Origin of the sequence: Kluyvera sp. NPDC087067 (genome assembly GCF_044745165.1) — a bacterium.
Taxonomy (GTDB): domain Bacteria; phylum Pseudomonadota; class Gammaproteobacteria; order Enterobacterales; family Enterobacteriaceae; genus Kluyvera.
Map to the genome: position 1 here is coordinate 918,203 of NZ_JBIUZS010000001.1, position 21,093 is coordinate 939,295.

General features: G+C 52.7%; 18 protein-coding genes and 1 pseudogene. 10 read left to right on the top strand and 9 right to left on the bottom strand.

Annotated elements, in window-relative coordinates; translation table 11 throughout:
- The first annotated feature begins 413 nt into the window (after nt 1–413).
- The 6 genes and pseudogenes from ogt to ACIPDS_RS04445 all read left to right on the top strand — a co-directional run bounded on the left by ogt (nt 414) and on the right by ACIPDS_RS04445 (nt 6,671).
- Nucleotides 414–929, top strand: coding sequence for a methylated-DNA--[protein]-cysteine S-methyltransferase (ogt, locus tag ACIPDS_RS04420; RefSeq protein WP_400733000.1), 516 nt, complete (start codon nt 414–416; stop codon nt 927–929).
- Between the two features lie 196 nt (nt 930–1,125).
- Nucleotides 1,126–1,878: a fumarate/nitrate reduction transcriptional regulator Fnr gene (gene fnr, locus ACIPDS_RS04425; protein ID WP_122983151.1), complete on the top strand. Its 753-nt coding sequence runs from the start codon at nt 1,126–1,128 to the stop codon at nt 1,876–1,878.
- Between the two features lie 252 nt (nt 1,879–2,130).
- On the top strand, nt 2,131–3,081 hold the full coding sequence (gene uspE / locus ACIPDS_RS04430) for a universal stress protein UspE (RefSeq protein ID WP_400733004.1): 951 nt from the start codon (nt 2,131–2,133) through the stop codon (nt 3,079–3,081).
- Between the two features lie 1,056 nt (nt 3,082–4,137).
- Nucleotides 4,138–5,539, top strand: a pseudogene (locus ACIPDS_RS04435) (cytochrome ubiquinol oxidase subunit I).
- Nucleotides 5,536–6,546: a cytochrome d ubiquinol oxidase subunit II gene (gene cydB, locus ACIPDS_RS04440; RefSeq protein ID WP_400733007.1), complete on the top strand. Its 1,011-nt coding sequence runs from the start codon at nt 5,536–5,538 to the stop codon at nt 6,544–6,546. Before ACIPDS_RS04435 ends, cydB begins: the two are co-directional and overlap by 4 nt.
- Nucleotides 6,546–6,671, top strand: a complete 126-nt coding sequence (locus ACIPDS_RS04445) for a DUF2474 domain-containing protein (RefSeq protein WP_400733009.1) — start codon at nt 6,546–6,548, stop codon at nt 6,669–6,671. The genes cydB and ACIPDS_RS04445 overlap by 1 nt, the downstream gene beginning before the upstream one ends.
- A 55-nt stretch (nt 6,672–6,726) precedes the next feature.
- Here ACIPDS_RS04445 and ACIPDS_RS04450 read toward each other — a convergent pair whose 3' ends face one another.
- Complete coding sequence (locus ACIPDS_RS04450; RefSeq protein WP_400733012.1) at nt 6,727–8,688, bottom strand: U32 family peptidase; 1,962 nt, start codon at nt 8,686–8,688, stop codon at nt 6,727–6,729.
- A 196-nt stretch (nt 8,689–8,884) separates the two neighbouring features.
- Nucleotides 8,885–9,460, bottom strand: coding sequence for a helix-turn-helix domain-containing protein (locus tag ACIPDS_RS04455; RefSeq protein WP_400733014.1), 576 nt, complete (start codon nt 9,458–9,460; stop codon nt 8,885–8,887).
- Nucleotides 9,461–9,591: 131 nt separating this feature from the next.
- On the opposite strand from ACIPDS_RS04455, the gene ACIPDS_RS04460 reads away from it, so the two are divergent.
- Complete coding sequence (locus ACIPDS_RS04460; RefSeq protein WP_400733017.1) at nt 9,592–10,758, top strand: benzoate/H(+) symporter BenE family transporter; 1,167 nt, start codon at nt 9,592–9,594, stop codon at nt 10,756–10,758.
- Here the strand turns inward: ACIPDS_RS04460 and ACIPDS_RS04465 are convergent.
- Nucleotides 10,735–11,610: a helix-turn-helix domain-containing protein gene (locus ACIPDS_RS04465; protein WP_400733020.1), complete on the bottom strand. Its 876-nt coding sequence runs from the start codon at nt 11,608–11,610 to the stop codon at nt 10,735–10,737. The two genes, ACIPDS_RS04460 and ACIPDS_RS04465, sit on opposite strands and share 24 nt — an antisense overlap.
- 183 nt (nt 11,611–11,793) lie before the next feature.
- Here ACIPDS_RS04465 and ACIPDS_RS04470 point away from each other — a divergent pair, with 183 nt between their 5' ends.
- A complete protein-coding gene (locus tag ACIPDS_RS04470; protein ID WP_400733023.1) occupies nt 11,794–12,693 on the top strand; it encodes a DMT family transporter in 900 nt (299 codons plus the stop codon).
- A 56-nt stretch (nt 12,694–12,749) separates the two neighbouring features.
- On the opposite strand, the gene ACIPDS_RS04475 is transcribed toward ACIPDS_RS04470, so the two are convergent.
- The 3 genes from ACIPDS_RS04475 to tehA form a co-directional block, all read right to left on the bottom strand.
- Complete coding sequence (locus ACIPDS_RS04475; protein ID WP_400733025.1) at nt 12,750–13,418, bottom strand: DUF3313 domain-containing protein; 669 nt, start codon at nt 13,416–13,418, stop codon at nt 12,750–12,752.
- 146 nt (nt 13,419–13,564) lie between these two features.
- Nucleotides 13,565–14,161, bottom strand: coding sequence for a tellurite resistance methyltransferase TehB (tehB, locus tag ACIPDS_RS04480; protein WP_400733028.1), 597 nt, complete (start codon nt 14,159–14,161; stop codon nt 13,565–13,567).
- Nucleotides 14,161–15,162, bottom strand: coding sequence for a dicarboxylate transporter/tellurite-resistance protein TehA (gene tehA / locus ACIPDS_RS04485; protein ID WP_400733031.1), 1,002 nt, complete (start codon nt 15,160–15,162; stop codon nt 14,161–14,163). Before tehA ends, tehB begins: the two co-directional genes overlap by 1 nt.
- Before the next feature lie 477 nt (nt 15,163–15,639).
- Between tehA and ACIPDS_RS04490 the strand changes: the two genes are divergently transcribed.
- Complete coding sequence (locus ACIPDS_RS04490; RefSeq protein ID WP_400733033.1) at nt 15,640–16,041, top strand: hypothetical protein; 402 nt, start codon at nt 15,640–15,642, stop codon at nt 16,039–16,041.
- A gap of 168 nt (nt 16,042–16,209) precedes the next feature.
- Complete coding sequence (gene ydcK / locus ACIPDS_RS04495; RefSeq protein WP_400733036.1) at nt 16,210–17,190, top strand: YdcK family protein; 981 nt, start codon at nt 16,210–16,212, stop codon at nt 17,188–17,190.
- On the opposite strand, the gene rimL is transcribed toward ydcK, so the two are convergent.
- The 3 genes from rimL to ACIPDS_RS04510 all read right to left on the bottom strand — a co-directional run bounded on the left by rimL (nt 17,185) and on the right by ACIPDS_RS04510 (nt 21,072).
- Complete coding sequence (gene rimL / locus ACIPDS_RS04500) at nt 17,185–17,736, bottom strand: 50S ribosomal protein L7/L12-serine acetyltransferase (protein WP_400733038.1); 552 nt, start codon at nt 17,734–17,736, stop codon at nt 17,185–17,187. The genes ydcK and rimL overlap by 6 nt on opposite strands.
- 62 nt (nt 17,737–17,798) lie before the next feature.
- Nucleotides 17,799–19,454, bottom strand: coding sequence for a glucan biosynthesis protein D (locus ACIPDS_RS04505; RefSeq protein ID WP_400733040.1), 1,656 nt, complete (start codon nt 19,452–19,454; stop codon nt 17,799–17,801).
- A gap of 112 nt (nt 19,455–19,566) precedes the next feature.
- Nucleotides 19,567–21,072 (bottom strand): carboxylesterase/lipase family protein, encoded by a 1,506-nt coding sequence (locus ACIPDS_RS04510; protein ID WP_400733042.1) that lies wholly within the window; start codon nt 21,070–21,072, stop codon nt 19,567–19,569.
- Nucleotides 21,073–21,093 lie beyond the last annotated feature (21 nt).

Below are 21,093 nucleotides of genomic sequence, written 5' to 3' on the forward strand. Positions count from 1 at the left end.
ACTCGCTCAATGCGTTTTGCCTGACGGTTAAATAAGCGCCACTTGAGATATTTTCATCTTAATGTATTTTCTGAATGAATAAATTCACTGCCGCTTAACGATAATAAATCCATATTTAATGGTTATCGGCTATTTTCGTTAATTGGGGTAAATCACTTAGATTTATCTGGAAAATACACCAACTGCCGTTATAAATAGTATTACCCGCTGTGCGGAGCAAAATGTGGGAAAGGGAACGGATACAACTTTGTGGTTGCTGCGGGGTCTGGCGATGTCGACAGACCCCGTTTTTTATATTCGATCATTGATTAACCTTATTTTTATAAGGTTATACGTTTGAGGTATAGAGCAGACATCTCATTGCGTGATAAGGTGCCAGGCACGATATTTTGTCTTAAAGAATGAGAATGCGCATGTTGACGTTGCTCGAAGATAAAATTGCCACTCCGCTTGGGCCGCTGTGGATCCTTTGTGATGAAAATTACCATCTCCGCGCCGTGGAGTGGGAAGAGCACAGCGACCGAATGGAACAATTGCTGGATATCCATTATCGCGCCGAAGGGTATGCCAGAGTCGCGTCCCGCAATCCGGGCGGGTTGAGCCAGCAATTAGCAAACTACTTTGAGGGCGACCTGGCCATTATTGAATCGCTACCCACCGCCACCGCGGGAACCTCTTTCCAGCGTGAAGTCTGGCAGGCCCTGCGTTCAATACCCTGCGGACAGGTGATGCATTATGGTCAGCTTGCCGAACAGTTAGGACGCCCTGGTGCCGCGCGCGCGGTGGGTGCGGCGAATGGTTCCAATCCTGTGAGTATTGTGGTGCCCTGCCATCGCGTCATTGGTCGCAACGGCACAATGACCGGTTATGCGGGCGGCGTGCAGCGTAAAGAGTGGCTTTTACGCCATGAAGGCTACCTGCTACTTTGATGTTCTGTGCCCTTTTCACCCTGGCCTGACGCGCGGGTCAGGGCTCTTAACTAAAATTTTTTGATATATATCAAATGCATATATTTCAAAAAAGCATATCCCTTTTTAATCTTAGGTGAATCCCCGCGCCGAGACTTACTTGCTCACCAAAAAGATGTTAAAATTGACTAATATCAATTACGGCTTGAGCAAACCTATGATCCCGGAAAAGAGAATTATACGACGCATTCAGTCTGGCGGTTGCGCTATCCATTGTCAGGATTGCAGCATCAGTCAGCTTTGCATCCCGTTCACTCTTAATGAGCATGAGCTTGATCAGCTGGATAATATTATCGAGCGTAAAAAGCCCATTCAGAAAGGGCAAACCCTGTTCAAAGCCGGTGATGAACTGAAATCTCTGTATGCGATTCGCTCCGGCACCATTAAGAGCTATACCATCACCGAGCAAGGTGATGAGCAAATTACCGGTTTCCACCTGGCGGGTGATTTAGTGGGCTTCGATGCTATCGGCACCGGACACCACCCAAGCTTCGCACAGGCGCTGGAAACATCCATGGTCTGTGAAATCCCGTTTGAAACGCTGGATGACCTTTCCGGTAAGATGCCTAACCTGCGTCAGCAAATGATGCGTCTGATGAGCGGTGAGATCAAAGGCGATCAGGATATGATCCTGCTGCTGTCGAAGAAAAATGCTGAAGAGCGTCTTGCGGCCTTTATTTACAACCTCTCGCGCCGTTTTGCGCAGCGTGGTTTCTCTCCGCGAGAATTCCGTCTGACGATGACGCGTGGTGATATCGGTAACTACCTCGGTCTTACCGTTGAGACCATTAGCCGTCTGTTAGGCCGTTTCCAGAAAAGCGGCATGCTGGCGGTGAAGGGTAAATATATCACTATCGAAAATAGCGATGCGCTGGCCGTTCTGGCGGGACATTCCCGTAACGTTGCCTGATGACATGCGTTTGCTGTTAGTTTTGAATAAACCCCGATACGTCGGGGTTTTTTATTGCCAGAAAAGCGCGTGGCTAAGATTCTCGTCCCTTTCACCTCTCCTTTGCATTTCACCTCGCCACTTCAACTGATTCAGCTCAATGAGAATTTATCCTGATTTATTGATCTGGCAATGATTCCCCCCTGTTTCAATCGCTGTATATGAGTTATCTTTTACTGACAAACTGTGGTTACAGCTGTAAGGAGACCCTGTATGGCCAAGTATCAGAACATGCTCGTTGCTATCGATCCTAATCAGGACGATCAGCCCGCGCTGCGACGCGCTGTTTATCTACATCAACGGATTGGCGGTCGCATTAAAGCCTTTTTACCCATCTATGACTTTTCTTATGAGATGACAACCCTTCTGTCTCCTGACGAGCGCACCGCTATGCGTCAGGGGGTTATTAGCCAGCGTACCGCATGGATCCGCGAGCAGGCGAAATACTATCTGGATGCTGGTGTGCCGCTTGAGATAAAAGTGGTCTGGCACAATCGTCCTTTCGAGGCCATCATTCAGGAAGTGATCAGCGGCGGTCATGATTTACTGCTGAAGATGGCGCACCAGCACGACAAGCTGGAGTCGGTTATCTTTACCCCCACCGACTGGCATCTGCTGCGTAAATGCCCGTGCCCGGTGTGGATGGTGAAAGACCAGCCGTGGCCGGAAGGCGGTAAGGCGCTGGTTGCGGTTAACCTTGCCAGCGAAGAAACCTACCATAATGCGTTGAATGAAAAACTGGTCAAAGAGACGCTGGAGCTTGCCGAACAGGTCAACCATACCGAAGTTCACCTGATTGGTGCTTATCCGGTTACGCCAATCAACATTGCCATTGAGCTGCCTGATTTTGATCCTAGTGTTTATAACGATGCTATTCGCGGGCAGCATCTGCTGGCGATGAAGTCACTACGTCAACAATTCGGTATCGACGAGAAATTTACCCACGTTGAAAAAGGCCTGCCGGAAGAGGTTATCCCCGACCTCGCGGCGCACCTTGAGGCAGGTATTGTCGTATTAGGAACCGTTGGTCGCACCGGGATTTCTGCGGCATTCCTGGGCAATACGGCAGAACAGGTGGTTGACCATCTGCGCTGTGACTTGCTGGTCATTAAGCCAAATGATTACCAGACGCCTGTTGAGATGGACGACGAAGAGGACGACTGATTTAAAGCTCGTCACTAAGTCAGTTATTACAACGCCCCACTCGGGGCGTTTTTAATGAATAAAACTGACGATTTATACTCCTGCCAAACGGCTTAATCTATATATCGTTATTATTAATAAAATAGCACCGGTCGCAGCCCCTGTGACAATTAACACGACGATCAATAACAAACAAAGCTAAATTTCAGGCTCGCACTGCTCCCTCTCCCTTATCTGTCTCTTATACACATACTCGTGGTGACAGTGATCAGATAAGGGGCGATATATTCAGGTTTATCAATCTGTTGCGCTCTCTTCCAATGCCAGCCATATAAATTGCACTAGCGCAGAGAGCGCGCAAGGGGCGGCCAGTCGCCGCCGCCCCCTGCACCCCCGGGCTCTGGCGGCAAAATCGCCGCTACGCGGTTCCCTCAGCTTATCCCTTCCGGCTCCGGGTCGGGCGCGAGGCAACGTCCCTGTAAACCGCGCCCTCAGCCCACATCCCTGTGGGCTGCCCCGGCCTCCAGGGAACGCTTCGGCGATTTAGACGCCACCAGAAACCGTGCGGCCTTTGAGTTAACAGCAAAAACGAATGTCGCTGGAACGGCGGAGTCCCCGCTGTAAATCGGCGAACCGGAGAATGGAAGACAAGGTCAGGACGCCATGGATGGCGGACTGAGGCGAAGCGAGACAGGAGGTCGAGTTTCGCCGTGCCGCAGGCTGGAGTTCGCAGGCGAGCGCAGTGCGAAGCACCGATTTCCCTGCGGGGCCGCGGGGATTGCTAAGGGGTGCGCGGCCGCATCCCTTAGCCCGTTCACCGGTGACGGGACTTCATATTCTGCCTGATGTAAAGTGAACGGAACCCCTCACCAGACTTATATACATTCAGTTCTGTCCCACGAATTTGTGTATAAGAGACAGCTCCCTTATAAGGGAGAGGGCCGGGGTGAGGGTTAATGCACCGCTGCCCCCGCCAACGCGCTCAACTGTTATTACTTAATAGTGCCCGACTGTCTCTCCACCCAACCTTTCACGCCACTTAAAATCAGACCGAGTTTTCATCTCTACGGAGTTTGCATGTTAGGTCTCGATGCGTTTCACCTCGCAAGAATTCAGTTTGCGTTTACCGTTTCATTCCACATTATCTTCCCCGCTATCACCATCGGCCTTGCCAGCTATCTGGCGGTGCTGGAAGGGTTATGGTTAAAAACGCGCAACCCGGTCTGGCGTTCCTTATACCAGTTCTGGTTGAAGATTTTTGCCGTCAACTTTGGTATGGGCGTGGTCTCAGGCCTGGTGATGGCCTATCAGTTTGGCACCAACTGGAGCGGTTTCTCCCAGTTTGCTGGGAGTATTACCGGCCCACTGTTAACCTATGAAGTACTGACCGCCTTCTTCCTGGAAGCCGGCTTCCTTGGGGTTATGCTCTTTGGCTGGAATCGCGTCGGGCCGGGGGCTGCATTTCTTCGCCACCTGTATGGTCGCGCTGGGCACAATTATTTCAACGTTCTGGATCCTCGCCTCAAATAGCTGGATGCAGACGCCTCAAGGCTATGAAATTGTTGGCGGACAGGTGGTGCCCGTCGACTGGTTTGCCGTGGTGTTTAACCCATCATTCCCCTACCGCCTGATGCACATGTCTATCGCCGCATTTTTGAGTAGCGCACTGTTTGTCGGCGCATCGGCAGCATGGCATCTCCTGCGCGGTAATCAGAGCCCCGCCGTACGCATCATGTTCTCAATGTCGCTATGGATGACGCTGATTGTCGCGCCTATTCAGGCGCTGGTTGGCGATATGCACGGTCTGAATACCTTAAAACACCAGCCCGCAAAAATAGCGGCGATTGAGGGACACTGGGAAAATAAGCCAGGAGAACCGACACCGTTACTGCTGTTCGGCTGGCCGGATATGGCACAGGAACGCACGCGCTATGGACTTGAGATCCCGGCCCTTGGCAGCCTTATTCTTACACACAGTCTGGATAAGCAGGTTCCGGCGTTAAAAGAGTTCGCGAAGGAAGACCGCCCGAACTCCACCGTTGTTTTCTGGTCATTTCGCATTATGGCGGGGCTAGGCATGCTGATGCTGCTGCTTGGCGCGATAGCGCTATGGCTACGCGTTCGACAAACGCTGTACACCTCTCGCCCATTCCTGTGGTTTACGTTGCTGATGGGCCCCTCGGGACTGGTGGCGATCCTCGCCGGTTGGGTCACAACAGAAGTCGGTCGACAACCCTGGGTGGTCTACGGTCTTCAGCGTACAGTAGATGCGGTATCGGCCCATGGTTCTTTGCATATGAGCATCAGTTTGCTCACGTTTTTCGTGGTTTACACCTCGGTGTTTGGCGTGGGTTACAGCTATATGGTTCGCCTGATCCGCAAAGGCCCGCAGCCCTTCACGCCGCCACCGCACGGCACGCCTTCCCGCCCGTTGTCAGCGGCAATCACCCCGAATGAGCAGCTGGAGAACCGCCCATGACCTTCGATTTATCCATTATCTGGTTTGTTATTATCGTATTCGCCACGTTGATGTATATCGTGATGGACGGTTTTGATTTAGGCATAGGTATTCTGTTTCCCTTAACCCGCAGCGCACACGAACGTGATCTGATGGTCAACAGCGTCGCTCCGGTCTGGGACGGTAATGAAACCTGGCTGGTGCTGGGCGGCGCCGGGCTTTTTGGCGCGTTCCCACTGGCCTACGCCGTCATTATTGATGCGCTGACGATCCCACTCACCTTAATGCTGGTCGGCCTGATTTTCCGTGGCGTCGCCTTTGAGTTTCGTTTCAACGCGACACCATCGCATCGTCCATTCTGGGATAAGGCCTTTATGGGCGGTTCAATCCTGGCGACCTTCTGCCAGGGTATCGTGGTGGGTGCGGTGATTAATGGATTCGACGTCCAAGGGCGCAGTTTTAGCGGTGGCGCATTGGATTGGCTTACGCCATTTACCCTGTTTTGCGGCGTGGGGTTGGTTATCGCTTATGCCCTACTGGGGGCGACATGGCTGGTGATGAAAAGCGAATCGGCATTGCAAAACGCGATGCGCAAAAATGCCCGTTATCTATTGGTGGCGCTGTTAGCGAGTATTGCCGCAATCAGCCTATGGACGCCGCTGCTTCATGCCCAGATTGCATCGCGCTGGTTTAGTCTGCCGAATTTCTATTATTTGCTTCCCGTTCCACTGCTGGTTGTCGCCACCAGTGCACTGCTTTGGCGGCAGCTGGGGCGTACAACAAGCCACGTTCAGCCATTTATCCTGACGCTGGTGCTGGTGTTCATTGGCTTTAGTGGATTAGGGATCAGCATCTGGCCGGCAATTATTCCGCCCTCCATCACCCTCTGGCAAGCCGCAGCTCCGGCGCAAAGCCAGGAGTTCATGCTGGTTGGCGCGCTGTTTATCATCCCGGTGATTCTGGTTTACACCTTCTGGAGCTACTACGTTTTTCGCGGCAAAGTTGCGCAAGATGAGGGGTATCACTGATGAAAAATATCTGGCTATCACGCCTGATGTGGCTGGTCATCTTATGGGGTGGCAGCGTGCTGGCGCTGACGCTGGTAGGAAGTCTGTTTCGGGTATTAATGACTGTCGCTGGATTTAAATCCTGAGCGTAAAAAGCACCTGCCGAAAAGCACCATGCTTTCCGGCAGGTTTTCGCTGCTCTTAGCCTCGACGCTTAGGCAGCGTCTTCACTAAATCATCCGGGCTGACCGAGGCCACCACGCTTCCCGGCAGCGGCATCTTCAAAATATGATTTTTCATTTTGCCAATCACGTGCATTTCGCACGGCCGACAATCAAATTTCAGCGTCAGCACCTCATCACCGTTAATTAACTGCATCGGTGTGGCTTTCCAGCTTTTAATCGACCCTTTCGCCTGTTTCGGGCAGAGATTAAAAGCAAAGCGCAGGCAGTGCTTGGTGATCATCACCGGCACATCGCCCTTTTCCTGATGCGCTTCATAGGCCGCGTCAATCAACTGCACACCATAACGATGGTAGAACTCGCGCGCTTTATGGTTGTAAACGTTCGCGAGGAAGCTCAAATGGCTTTCCGGGTAGACCAGCGCAGGATCAGATACCGCTTTTCGGCTACCGCGCTGATAGCCCGCAAGCCGCGCCTCGCTTAGCAGTTCAACCGTTTCACGGCGTAGCTGATTCAGCATACTATTGGGCACAAACAGCGCTTGTGGCAATAGAACCTCGACGTTTCGAGCGTAATACAGCGTTTGCCCCAGTTTGGCGATACCTTCATGCAACTGGCTTAACGCTTTATCGGCATTGTTGGCCGCGGCAAAGTCGCCCTCTAAGGTGTGAGTCACACAAACGCCATCTTCACTGGTCATCGTCAGCACGAGCTGTTCTTGCCAGCCGGACAGCGTGATGTCGACGGCAATCCGCCGTTCGCTGGAGGTTTTCAGTAACGCTTGCTGCCAGTTGTGGTCGAGGTTGCGGTTTAACACCTGATTCGGGCGAACTTTATGCAGGTCGGCAGGCATCTCATTAGGCGTGATGCGGTAACGGTTTTTACCAATCACCTCAACCGTATTGGCGCGAAAGCCCACAATTTCGCGCTTAATTAGCACATTCAATCCATCGCCGTTGGCGAGCCGCTCGCTGGATTCAACATCGAGAGTCTCTTTGCCCACCCTCAAAACTTCACCGACCGGAAGGCCGATAAATTTGGGTGAATCAAACGCGCCGATATTCATCTGCCGCTGATTAACAAAATAGTCGGTACTGCCGCGATGGAAGGTTTTGTCGGTGGAGGGAATAAAGAAATGTTCGGTACGCCCTGCGGATGCCCGCGCCAGATTACCGCGCTCTTCAATCAGCCCATCAAGCAGTTGACGGTAATGCGCGGTGATATTTTTCACATAGCTCATGTCTTTGTAACGCCCTTCAATCTTGAAGGAGCGGACACCTGCGTCGATAAGCGCACCGAGATTAGCGCTCTGGTCGTTATCTTTCATCGACAACAGGTGTTTTTCAAAAGCCACCACGCGCCCCTTATCATCTTTAAGGGTATATGGCAGTCGGCAAGCCTGCGAGCAGTCGCCGCGGTTGGCGCTGCGTCCGGTCTGCGCGTGGGAAATATTGCACTGCCCGGAATAGGCCACGCATAAAGCACCATGAATAAAGAATTCAATGGTGGCATCCGTGGCGTCGTGAATGGCTTTGATTTGCGATAAATTCAGCTCGCGCGCCAGCACAATCTGGCTGAATCCCACGTCGGAGAGAAATTTGGCTTTTTCTACGCTACGAATATCGCACTGAGTACTGGCATGCAGTTCGATTGGCGGAATATCCAGCTGCAAGATTCCCATATCCTGCACAATCAGCGCATCGACACCGGTTTCATAGAGGTTGGTTATCAGCTTTTGAGCGGGTTCAAGCTCATCATCATGCAAAATGGTATTGAGCGTGATGAAGATTTTTGCGCCATAGCGGTGAGCAAACGGCACCAGTTCGGCAATATCCTGCAAGCTATTGCTGGCATTATGACGAGCACCAAAACCCGGGCCACCAATGTAAATAGCATCGGCACCGTGGAGAATGGCTTCGCGGGCAATAGCCGTATCACGAGCCGGACTAAGAAGTTCAAGATGAGTGTTCTGCTGGCGCATACTATCGGGATTATCCAGTAGGATCACAAAAGGTGTGGCTATTGTATCCAGAAGCCACGGCGGACGAAATCTTTTCCCCCCAACACGCCATGAATAGCTTATTTTCAACAACCTATTGCCGAAATGAGCATTTCGCCTGTCGATAAGACTGCGATAGAGTCAGCCTCGTATTCCGGACTTCCTCGTAACGACGACGTTATGAATCATTGTCGTGATTTGCCGCAGGCTTGCCTGCGGCTTTTTCTTTGGGGTAATGGATAATAGAGTGAAAATGCACGGTCTGCTCGCCGCTATTGCGGTAAGCGTGAGCCAGATCGCCTGCAAAGCGTAGCCCTTCTCCCGGCGCGAGCGACTGCCATACTCCCTTAACCCACATATCGAGCGTTCCGCTGATGACCACCACATGTTCAATAACCCCTTTTTCATGCGGCGTGGATTCGCTTAAAGCACCAGGTGCTAGCGTAATAGAAAAGTGATCAAAGCACAGTTCTGAATCCCACGGAAAAACCGGGGTGACCACCATTGCCTGTTGTTGCGGATCAAAAGCCAGCTCATCGCCGGGTTCCGGCGGAGTGATAAACAGCGAAAATGGCACGTTGAGACCCGTGGCGATTTTCCAGAGCGTGGCCACGGTTGGGCTTGATTCATGACGTTCGATTTGCCCCAGCATAGCTTTGGAAACGCCGGTCTCTTCCGCCAGTTTCGACAAGCTCCAGCCACGCTGCTGACGCTGCATTTTCAGCGTCTGGGCCAGATGTTGCGCAATATTCATTCCACCTCCGTTCAGCGACTTGCGGTCAGTATACCCCACTGGCTGCCCGACGCTTAACAAATGCCGGGGAGTTGTGCGCTATAGCGCACAATGATAAAGTGCACGGACGTTATAACGCACAAGAGACACCTATGCGATCTTCACTTCTCCCTTTCCCGACCGTTCTGGCTGGTTTTGTCGCCGTGCTGGTTGGCTACGCAAGCTCTGCGGCGATCATCTGGCAAGCCGCGGCAGCGGCTGGCGCCAGCGCCATTCAGATATCCGGCTGGATGACCGCTCTGGGCCTGGCGATGGGCGTCAGTACGCTGGTGCTGACGCTGTGGCGTAAAGTGCCCATTTTAACCGCATGGTCGACTCCCGGCGCGGCCCTGCTGGTCGGCAGCTTACAGGGCGCGACGCTAAATGATGCGGTAGGTATTTTCATCTTTGCCAACGGTTTAATTGTTCTGTGCGGCCTGACGGGCTGGTTCGCCCGGTTGATGAAAATGATCCCCCATTCGCTGGCCGCCGCCATGCTGGCAGGTATTTTGTTGCGTTTTGGCCTACAGGCTTTCAGTACGCTTGAAGGGCATCTGCTGTTATGCGGAAGTATGCTGGTCAGCTGGTTGCTGTTTAAAGCGATGGCGCCACGCTATGCGGTGGTCGCCGCGCTGGCAGTCGGGATGGTCGTCGCCGCTCTAAAAGGTGACGTTGTCACTCAATCGCTCAGCATGGCGATCGTTATGCCGCAGTTTATTGCCCCGCATTTCTCGCTCACGGCCTTACTCAGCATCGGCATTCCCTTCTTTTTGGTGACAATGGCCTCGCAAAATGCCCCTGGCCTTGCCACCTTACAGGCTTCCGGTTATCGGGTTCCCGTCTCGCCGCTGATTGTCATTAGCGGTGCGTTCGGGCTGCTACTCGCCCCGTTTGGCGTCTATTCAGTGTGTATTGCGGCGATTACCGCGGCGATTTGCCAAAGCCCTGATGCTCATCCGGATCCCGCTAAGCGCTGGCTTGCCGCTGCCGCTGCCGGGATTTTCTATCTGCTTGCCGGGGTCTTTGGCGGCTCGATTACCGCATTGATGTCCGCCTTACCGGCAGTCTGGATCCAGATGCTGGCGGGGCTGGCGCTGCTCGGAACCTTGGGCGGCAGCCTGTTCCAGTCCTTAAACGTCGCGGGCGAACGCGATGCGGCAATGGTGACGTTTCTGGTGACCGCCAGCGGTATTACGCTGGCAGGAGTCGGTTCCGCATTCTGGGGATTAGTGATTGGCGGGACAAGCTTCGTGCTGCTATCCCGCAAGGCTCGCACGTAGCTGTGACGGCGTAGTGCCTAAAGCGGCCTTGAAGCGATTGCTGAAGTGGCTGGCCGAGCTGAAACCGCAGGCAAGCGCAATCTCGGTGAGCGGCAACGGGCTGTGTCGTACCAGGTGCTGGGCTTTATCCATCCGGCGCTGCATCACATACTGATGCGGCGCTAAACCCACCGACTGACGAAACATGCGCGCAAAGTGATACTCGCTCAGGCTCGCTTGCGCTGCCAGTTCAGCCAGCGTCAGCGGTTGTGCCAGATGCTCATCGATATAGTCTAACGCGTGCTTTAACACTGACGGCGATAAACCGCCGGTTACCGTCGGCAACCGCCACTGCACGTTGGAATAGTGCTGCAACAAATGGGTCAATAACAGCGTGCTGGCACTGCTCAACGTCAGCTGATTTGCCGGTTGCTGCCAGTCATAGCCGAGCAGAAACTGGCGATAGAGCAACGTGATTTTTTCATCATTGCCGAATATTTGCTCATCCAGCGTCAGGGATGCCGGGCTGCGGTCCCATATCTGTTCCCCCACCTTACGCAAATGCGCTTCGGTGCAGTAGAGATGGACAAAGGAAAGGTCACCGCGAATGTCCCACGTTGATTCGCTGTCCTGCGGCATCAGGCAGAAACGGTCAGGCCCGCCGCCGTTTTTCCAGCCGTGCGGCGTTTTCTGGTAGCTTTCATAGCCATCGGCCACGTACAGGCTCAGCGTGTGGTGATCGCTTTGCACCGTCAGGGTATCGCACTTATTGTACCAGGAGGCGAGCTGGATCCCGGAATTAAGCGCCACGGTTCCCCTCAGCACGGCATTCTGGCTTTGTAATCTTTCGAAGGTCGCGTAGGTTTGAGTCATTAACATCTCAGCCACAATGATCAATGCCTCAGTCTAGAGTTTGTCAGCATCCGATTCCAGTCGTCCAGGCGCTGCGGTAATGAAAAACCGCAAGAATATGCAAGTCGTTGGCAATCTCGTGCAAGCGCCGCCGTCACCAACACCGCACACTAAAGCCTTTTACGATGAGGGGTAAGAGGCTCTATGAACGCACTGCTTTATGCGCTGGTTGTGGTTATCTGGGGAACAACATGGATTGCCATTTTTTTACAACAAGGGCCTGTGCCGGAGGCGGTGTCTATTTTCTGGCGTTTTGCCATTGCCAGCATTGCGATGTTAACGATATTGCTGTGCTTACGCCGCCTGCGACCGCTTTCCCTTCGCGATCATCTGTTTTGCGTTCTACAGGGTTGCTGCGTATTTGGCTTTAATTTTTTGTGTTTCTACACCGCGGCAAAATGGATTAATACCGGGCTGGAATCGGTTATTTTCTCGATGGCGGTATTATTTAACGCGATCAATAGCTTTTTGTTTTATCGGCAGACGCCGCCGAAGCGTTTCTATTTTGCCGCCCTTCTGGGGCTCGGCGGGATCGTCACGTTGTTCTGGCAGGATTTACGCGCCGTTGGGCTTAGCAGTACGCTGCTGGCGGGGATCTTGCTTAGCGCACTGGGCACATATGGCTTTTCGTTGGGGAATATGCTCAGTCTGCGCCACCAGCGCCGGGGGCTCGAAACGCTGACCACCAACACCTGGGCAATGCTCTATGGCACCGTGATTATCGGTATTATCGCCTTGGTGCGCGGCGATGATTTTACTGTGCAGTGGACGCTTAGCTATATGGGCGCGCTATTCTATCTGGCGATTTTCGGCTCGGTGATTGCGTTTGGCGTCTACTTTACCCTGGTCGGGCGCATCGGGGCCAGCAATGCGGCTTACAGTACCCTGCTCTTTCCGCTGGTCGCCTTAACCCTATCGACGGTTTATGAAGGTTATCAGTGGCACACAAATGCCATTATTGGGCTGGTGTTGATTCTGCTGGGTAATTTAGTGATGTTCGCTAAACCGCAACAATGGCGAATATTTTTAACCAGTCGCGCGTAATCCATAAATAAAGGGTGGCACCTGCGCGTCACCCTTTATTTTATAATGTTATTAATTTATTTCTGCGACGGATCAAATTTAACCGCGTCAATAGCCATATCATCAATAACCTGTTTCAACGTATCCAGCGTCAGCTGCGCATTAGAGTTGGACAAATCTTTGCCCTCTCCCTTACGGACAACCTTAATCACCGGTTTATTCGTCGCGGCATCAATCAGTTCACCTTCAAAATACAGATTGGTGTTCATCGTGCGATGACCCGTTGCGGCCTCGGTACCCGCCACAACCATGGCAATTGGGATAACCTCGTAGAACTGTAACCCTTGTTTACTGGAGTCAACCGCCGTGATAGCGCCACGGAAGATCAGGCTGCGCGGGCCAGCCGTAGTCGCCAGCGTTTTACGCTCGCTAATGGCTTTCTTCACTTCGGTATTGGTGTAATTGAGGATATCCGCCAGCGCTTTTTTGCCCACCTGAGTGGTCGGTTTCGGCACCGGATAGTAGGTTATTGGGTTGTAGACGATGTTGTCGTAATTAGCCGGTTTATAGTCTGGAGAGATCCAGCGCAGTTCCGTTTTTCCCGACGCCGTGGTGGCTTCCTGCAGACCGGAATAATCTTTTAAAAATCCTGAATACTGTTCTGGGGTAGTGGTCTTCGATGCACAGCCTGCTAATGCCAGAACGCCCACAAGGGCAGCCGCTTTGAAAAACGCTTGAGTACGCATAAGAATAATCCCTGATAAATGCACAAATGCCAGTAAGTTATAGCAAATGTATCAGGAGTTTGTCGCGGCAAATATGGAGCCTGCTCTCATTATTTATATAAATGATTCACCAAATAACGGGCTTTCGCCCGTTATATAAATAGCAGTTATGATTCTTTGCGCGCAAGCAGTGTCGCAAAGCGTAATTTAATGCGATTGCCGTTTTCGTCGGTACGATGCAGTTCGCCCACATCTTCGTTATATTTCTGCAAATCCCAGCCTTGATAATAGTTTTTCAACTCCCCGGCTTTGAAGGCAAACGGGAAACCTACCGTACAAGGGAAATCTTCGGTATCCATCGCCGCGACGATCAGGTTATAACCACCGGGTTTGGTGCAACGCTGCATGTTAGCAATCAGCCCCGGAATGGTTTTCGCCTCAAGGAACATCATCACCACGGTAGAGAGGATAAAATCATACTCACCGTCAAAGCTTAGCGCGTTAAGATCTTTCACTTCCGCCTGCAGGTTTTCCAGCCCTTCCGCGTCGCGGATGGACAGCAGGTTTTTGATGCTCATCGGGTTCTTATCCCACGCGGTCACCTCATAACCATTCGCCGCCAGATACAGGCTGTTACGACCATTGCCGCAGCCAAGGTCGAGCGTTTTACCCGGTTTCAACAACGTGGCGGCGTGCAACACGTCAGAATGGGTACGGGTCAGGCCGTATTTTTCAGTGAAATAGTTTTCATCACGAGTGGTCATTATTCATCCTTCGGTTTCTTCAGTGTCGACGGGGCAACACGGGTCAAAAGTTTACCCTGAATGAGCAGGTGCAACGTTTTTAGCAGCAGCAGGCCAATCACGATATTGGTAAAAATAAACAGCGGCATCGCCAGATGATGGAAAAAACCCGCATTACTGGCGTGACCAAGATGCAGCCCGGTAGACGCCAGAGCGGAAATGCCGAACGAGAAGCTCCAGAACGAGGCGTTAAAGGCCTGACGCAAGTACCATGGCATCAGGCGCAACATAAACAGCAGTTGCAGCAAACCATAGCCAAACAGCATTTTGGCGAACACATCCGCATGCCCCCCGTTCACGCTAAGCCAGGCATTACAGGCCACAAGCGCAGGTGCCAGCTGAATACCCAGCGAGGTTCGTAGCGGCACCGACAGAGCGCCGCCGCTGCGTAAGCGTTGGACAATCGACGGTTCCAGAGTGAGCCAGGAGATAACCCCCGCGCCGAGAAATACCAGCCCGGCATCGTTGAAGCCCAGCGCACCGCAGGCCATCGCGCTAATAAAGTTATTGGCTACGGTCGGCAAATAGAGTCCGGGAGTCGTGGCATCAGCCGGATGCTCGCCGCGCCATAGCCCGGCGGTTTGCCAGGCGGCATAGCTTAATTGCAGCGCCACCCCAATGCCAAACAGCACCAGCGCCAGCGGACGCAACCACTGCGTGACGCCAATTGCCACCAGCATGGTGGTAGCGGGAAACAGACTGACAAAGCTGCTGGCAATGGGATGATGCATCTCCTGCCAGACGCTGTAGGGGAAACGCACCGCGCGCGTGAGAAACGCCAGCGTCAGCAGTGACCACATGACGATAGCCAGGATAACCAGCGCATCACCAATAACATGACTGACCGGTAAAATGGTGCTGGCATAGCGCCAGGCAAACCCCATGCCGATAGTCCCCAGTACCATGCCGAAATAGCCCGCCGGAAGATTCAGAACGCGGACGCCGTCATTTTCTTTGTACATTTTTTTGATTTATTAAAAATTAGTTAAGTTGCATTTTAAATGATTCTTTGAGCCTGCGCTAGGGGAAAACGCGGTCCAAAGACGCGATGTTGCCAGCATGACCATGGCACATGGTTGGCACATGTTGATTACCCCGGTAAGTGTAGCGGCTCGCAATCGAAATCCCTGCGAATCGCTTTCAACGGATTTTCCGGCTCACATTAATTGCAAATAGATATTGTCATATTGGCAGGTCGACCGCCGCATTCTGTCGCGTAGTTCGGTTGTGCTGACGGGGTCTAACTGATTGTTAAATCATGCCCTGATTTCAGCAGGTTTTGCATCGGACCGCTCCCCCCTTCAGCCGGGAAAACGCTACCCCGATTGCTCAGAGTTTTCCAGCGCCCGGTACCTAAAAAAATACGTATGTGCGTTTTTTTATAGTATTGCAGAATAGTCTGCAGATAATTGTGAGAGGCTAAAAAAAGGAGAAGGTTTGTGGCTATAAACTCAATTAATCCATCAATATCAAGTAACCCCATTTACCAGGATGTAAGTAATCGAAATGCAAGCGTGATCCCAAAAAAAGCATTTATAAAAAATATCAGTAGAATTTCTCAGTCACCGGAGAAAATGACCTCGTTAAAGCGAAGAATTAACAATCATTTTGAACAAAGGAAAGACTCGATAGAAAAACAGGGAGCCAGCCTTAATGAATTCTATAGAAATGAGTTGGTTAATGCATCCAGGAATACTGCTTTGCATCAGATAGTAGAATCTCAGGTTAATGCTGCAAATAGTAAATTCTCAGGCACACATTTAAAGCTTGTTTTCAAGGAATATCAAGGTGTGTCAATAGTGGACACAAGACCCAAATTGCCGACAAGAAACAAAACATAAATAAACCCGATTATTTTTTAAACAATGGCGCTTTTAGTTTCAGTTATTGTGAGTCCGGTGGAATGAATTACGAGCCGCTACAGTAAGCATCACATGTTATAGCGCAGAAACGCCCGATAAGTTCAGCTTTTGCTACAGTTAACGGTAACTGTCTGGTCAGGGGCCGCCATGAAAAAGTTCCGTCTGAGCGATGAGAGTCGTACCGTGCATATTGGCCCGCCCGGGGCAAAAGAGAGCCTTTGCGTGCGGCAAATTATCGTCCTGCGTGATTTTTCCGACATTACCGCCGGGACACGCGGCGGCTGGCTTGACGATGAGCAGGCGTTAAGTCAGGACGGCGACTGTTGGGTTTATGATGAAAATAGCCTGGTGTATGCCGGTGCGCGTATTGAAGATAACGCCCGGGTCACCCACGCCTGCGAGATAAGCCATCAGGCGTTGATTGGCGGTAATGCCTGGGTTGATGAGAGCAACATCAGCCATCTTGCCCGCCTCACCGGTGATGTGACCGTTCGCCATTCGCAGGTGCACGGCGTTTGCCACCTGTTCGGCCATGCCCATATCAGCGAGCACTGCCAGATCATTGCGGCCAAAGGCTTAACCGCCGAGCAAGACCGCGAGCTGCAAATTTATGACCACGCTCGTCTTAGCCAGTGCCGAATCGTCCATCAGGCGCAAATATACGGTAACGCACGGTTGCATCACGCTTTTGTCGAACACCGGGCAGAGGTTTACGATAACGCGCGGCTGGAAGGCAATGAAGAGAATAACGTCTGGGTCTGTGATTGCGCCAAGGTCTATGGCTACGCGAGAATTATCGCCGGGTTCGGTGAAGATGAGATCCCCACCTTACGCTACAGCGCCCAGGTGGCGGAAAATGCCCGCATTGAAGGAAACTGTGTGTTAAAGCACCATGTTATGGTCGGCGGTAATGCCCAGCTGCGCGGCGGCCCTATTTTGCTCGACGATCACGTCCTGATTCAGGGCGATGCGCAGATTATGGGCGATGTGCTGATCGAGTATCACATTGATATTAGCGGCAGCGCGGTCATTGAAGCGCTGGCTGGGGAAGCCATTTCTCTGCGAGGTCGTAAGACCATCAACGGGACGCAAAACATTACCCGTACCCCGCTGTTTGGCGCTCTATAGCGCGGTGTTATCAATAATACGCGCGTAGATATTCTGGTCGTGGAATTTATCGTTGAGAAACTCGGCCTGACGTAAACAGCCTTCAAGCTGAAAACCGTTGCGCTGCGCCACCCGATTGCTGCGTAAATTATCCACCCGACATTTAATCACAAATCGACGGACCTCGCCGCTTTGTGCGTAGTAGTGCATAAACGCCTGCAATGACGTGGATAAAATGCCCTTTCCCTGCGCCGATTCATCCAACCAGTAACCGATATAGCCCGTTTTATTTGAGGGTTCTATCTGGTTAAACGAGAGCACGCCAACCATTTTATCGTCGGCAAATATCAGGAACATTTTAGCGATACTGCGCTGATGCAGCATCATATTGCCCTGCACGTTCTGGCGAGTTTCCTGCTCACTTTTAACGAACTGCGGCCAGTTCAGGGTTTGTTGCAGCCACAATTTATTGCGCAGAACTAATTGATGCAGTTCGCTGATATGGCTTTCGTTAACGGCCTGGAGATTGAGCGTGTCGGTGACGATGATCGTTTCTGCGGGAGTCATATTCAGGCATCCAGTCAGGAGCAGAACCCGGCGTCGCTGTGCTCGGCCGGGATAAGCAAGAGTTACTTCATGATTCGGTCGTCAACGTATTGACGTTTATCCGGTGCCGGTGGGAAGTATTGATACAGCCACGTTTCGCTGATGGCATCGCTCTGGCAGCGCAGGAACAGGCGCATGTCTACCGGGTCGGTCGAGTCAGAGGTTGGATACCAGTCGAACAATATTCGATAGCCGTCGAACGGTTCAACGTAGAGGATCTCTATCTGCTTCGCTTCACCGCTGGAGAGCGTGATCACCGGTTCAATACCTTTCGGGGCAGCGGCTTTCAAATCACCGCCGACGAAATCAATCGCAAACCGGCGTGACCATTTCTCTGGATAATGTTCGCCCGGTGCCCAGCCTTCCGGGAAACTGCCCATGCCGGTACGGGTCGCCAGCACGCGGGCGAGCGGAGAGCGAATCGGCGGCATCGCGCTCCAGTACAAACGGTAGCTGAAGTTCAGCGTATCGCCTGCTTTCATCGGTTTTTCTGGCTGCCAGAAGCAGACAATGTTATCCAGCGTCTCACCGGTGGTTGGAATCTCCATCAGGCTAACCGCCCCTTTCCCCCAGTGGTTACGCGGCTCAACCCAGAGGCTTGGACGCTTGTTGTACCAGCCCATCACATCCTGATAGTGGGTAAAATCACGATCCAGTTGCAGCAGACCAAAGCCTTTCGGGTTTTTATCCTGATAGGCGTTGAACTGCAACTTTTGCGGGTTATTCAGCGGACGACAGATCCACTCCCCGTTGCCCAGCCACATCGCCAGACGATCGGAGTCGTGAATTTGTGGATGAATGGTGTCGCAGACGCGGCGCTCATTGTTGCCGCAGCTGAACATACTGGTCATCGGCGCAATGCCTAACTGTTTGATATCTTTGCGCGCGTAGATGTGATTTTCCACATCCATGATCACCTGCGCTTTTTCACAGTGCACCACGAATTTATAGGCACCGGTCACGCTTGGGCTGTCGAGCAGCGCATAAACGGTGAAGCTGGTCGCGCCCGGTTTGGCTGTTTCAAACCAGAACGAGGTAAAGTCCGGGAACTCTTCCACACTGTCGGTATAGGTGTCGACGGCAAGGCCGCGTGCGGAGAGGCCATACTGATAGGTGCTATCAACCGCGCGGAAGTAGCTTGCGCCGAGGAATGAAACAATATCACGGCGAGCAAGCTCTGGCGCTTTAAAGACGCGGAAGCCAGCAAACCCGAGGTCGGTCTGCCCTTCGAGCTGTTTGGTGTCAACGCCCGCATCGTTGTACTGGAATAATTCAGGACGGAAATGGATCTCACGCGCCTGCTGATTTGCCGGATCCAGGGAGAACATGCGCACGCGGCGACGAAAGCCCATGCCAACGTGGAAGAACTGCACGTCGAGCTGGCGCTCTTTAACGTTGTTCCAGAGCGACTGGGAGGCATCGTACTGAATACTGTTGTAAGCCTGCGGCGTCAGGTTGGCTAGCGTATCGGGCAGCGCGCGCGGTGCGCCACTCCACGGCTGACGCGATAAATCGTGCGCCATTGATTGCAGTACGCCGAAATCAAAGCGACGCGTCTGACCGTCAGCAATATCGGACTCCTGCGCCATCGCGGCCTGGGAGAAAAGCGATGCAAAACCAGTGGTTCCGCACACGGTGGCAACGGCCATGGATGATTTGATGAAATGTCTGCGATTCATGCCTGGCAAAGCGTCCTTTTAAAGTCGGAAATTGCAAAATATAGATGGCTTTAATCACGCCCACTCTAGACAAAATTGATTGAGAATCCAATTGCTCCCACAATAAAATCTCTTAATCCAGGCTGACATGGTGTTTCATCACGCGTTTGAATAACGCCATCCGCGCACGCATAAAGCGGTTCTCCACGTGAAAACCGGCGCCCTTTTGCAAACCAATGCGTAATAATCGGTCACGGCCACGCACCGCCGCGGGCCAACGCAGTGGCCCGGACAACGTGGTATGGTTAACGCTGGCATCGCGCGCGAAGCTCACCCAGTAGTCTGCGACCAGCCGGGCAAAGTCGAGATCGCTTGCGCTAGCATAGTCGCGCGACGGTGAAATCTGCCCAAGGGTGTCAAAAACATACGGCACTTCGTTGCCATGCCATGCGCCGTGTAAATAGGTGTCATGCTCGGCCTCCGCCACATAATCAAACCAGTATCGCCAGCAGGGTTGATTGATGCGCTGTTGCGCCTGCATCACCACATACCCGAGGGTGGTAAATGCCATATCGCGGCAGACTTGTCGCCCCAGTTCAACATCGTCCTTCACGCCCGGATACAGCAATTTAATCAGCCCCAATCCCAGCCGACGCTCACGGCGTAATTTTTGAATCTGGCCAGCAAGGTCGATGCCAAAGACCGCCATCACGCTGGCTTCATCACTGTTAGAGCCGACCATGACAGGCATCGCATGCTGCTTGCCAGCAAAAAAAACATCCAGCATCGGTTGCGGCAGCACCGCGTCACCTGCAATCGGCGCCGGGCCAGTGTTATAAGGGGCCGGTAACGACCAGAACACCTCAGCCGGAATTTCACGCAGCCTGTCCGCTGAAGCGTTGGGGAGATTGAGATAGGCGGCAAGCTGTTCACCCCGCGTTAGCGCTGTTTCACGCGGCAGGTCGGGCAACGTATAGCCACTCTGAATTATCGCCTTATGGAATAATCCCGCAGCTTTAGGAGACGCCATCAGTGACAGTACGCTACGCGCCCCGGCGGACTCACCGAATAACGTGACGTTGTCACAATCGCCGCCAAAGGCCGCGATGTTCTCCTGCACCCAACGTAACGCCGCAATTTGATCCAACAACCCGAAATTATAAATCCGCTCGCCGTCTTCCTCATCCAGTGCCGGATGGGCAAAGAAACCCAGATGTCCAAGACGGTAATTAAGCGTAACCACTACCGCGCCCCGCCTCGCCAGCGCCTTGCCGTCATAAGGCGGCAGGCCACCCGCGCCGATGGTGAAACCACCGCCGTGAAGCCAGACCATCACCGGCAATGCCGTGGTGCGTTTGGCAGGAGACCAGATATTGAGATAGAGGCAATCTTCAGAAAAGCGGCCCGGGTCGCCGCCGCCCAGCGTCTGACAATACTCGCTGCTTTGCCAGCTGGAGGCTGAGAACGTGTCCGCCTGGCGGACGCCGCGCCACGAGGATGGCGGCTGCGGTGCGCGCCAGCGTAGCGAACCTATTGGTGCGCTCGCATAGGGTATACCGCGCCAGAGATGAATATCCTCGTCCACAAGTCCTGATAACGTTCCTTGTTGGGTTTCGACACGGGTTGAGGGGGTCTGCATGGTGTTCTTCCTTTTAAACTG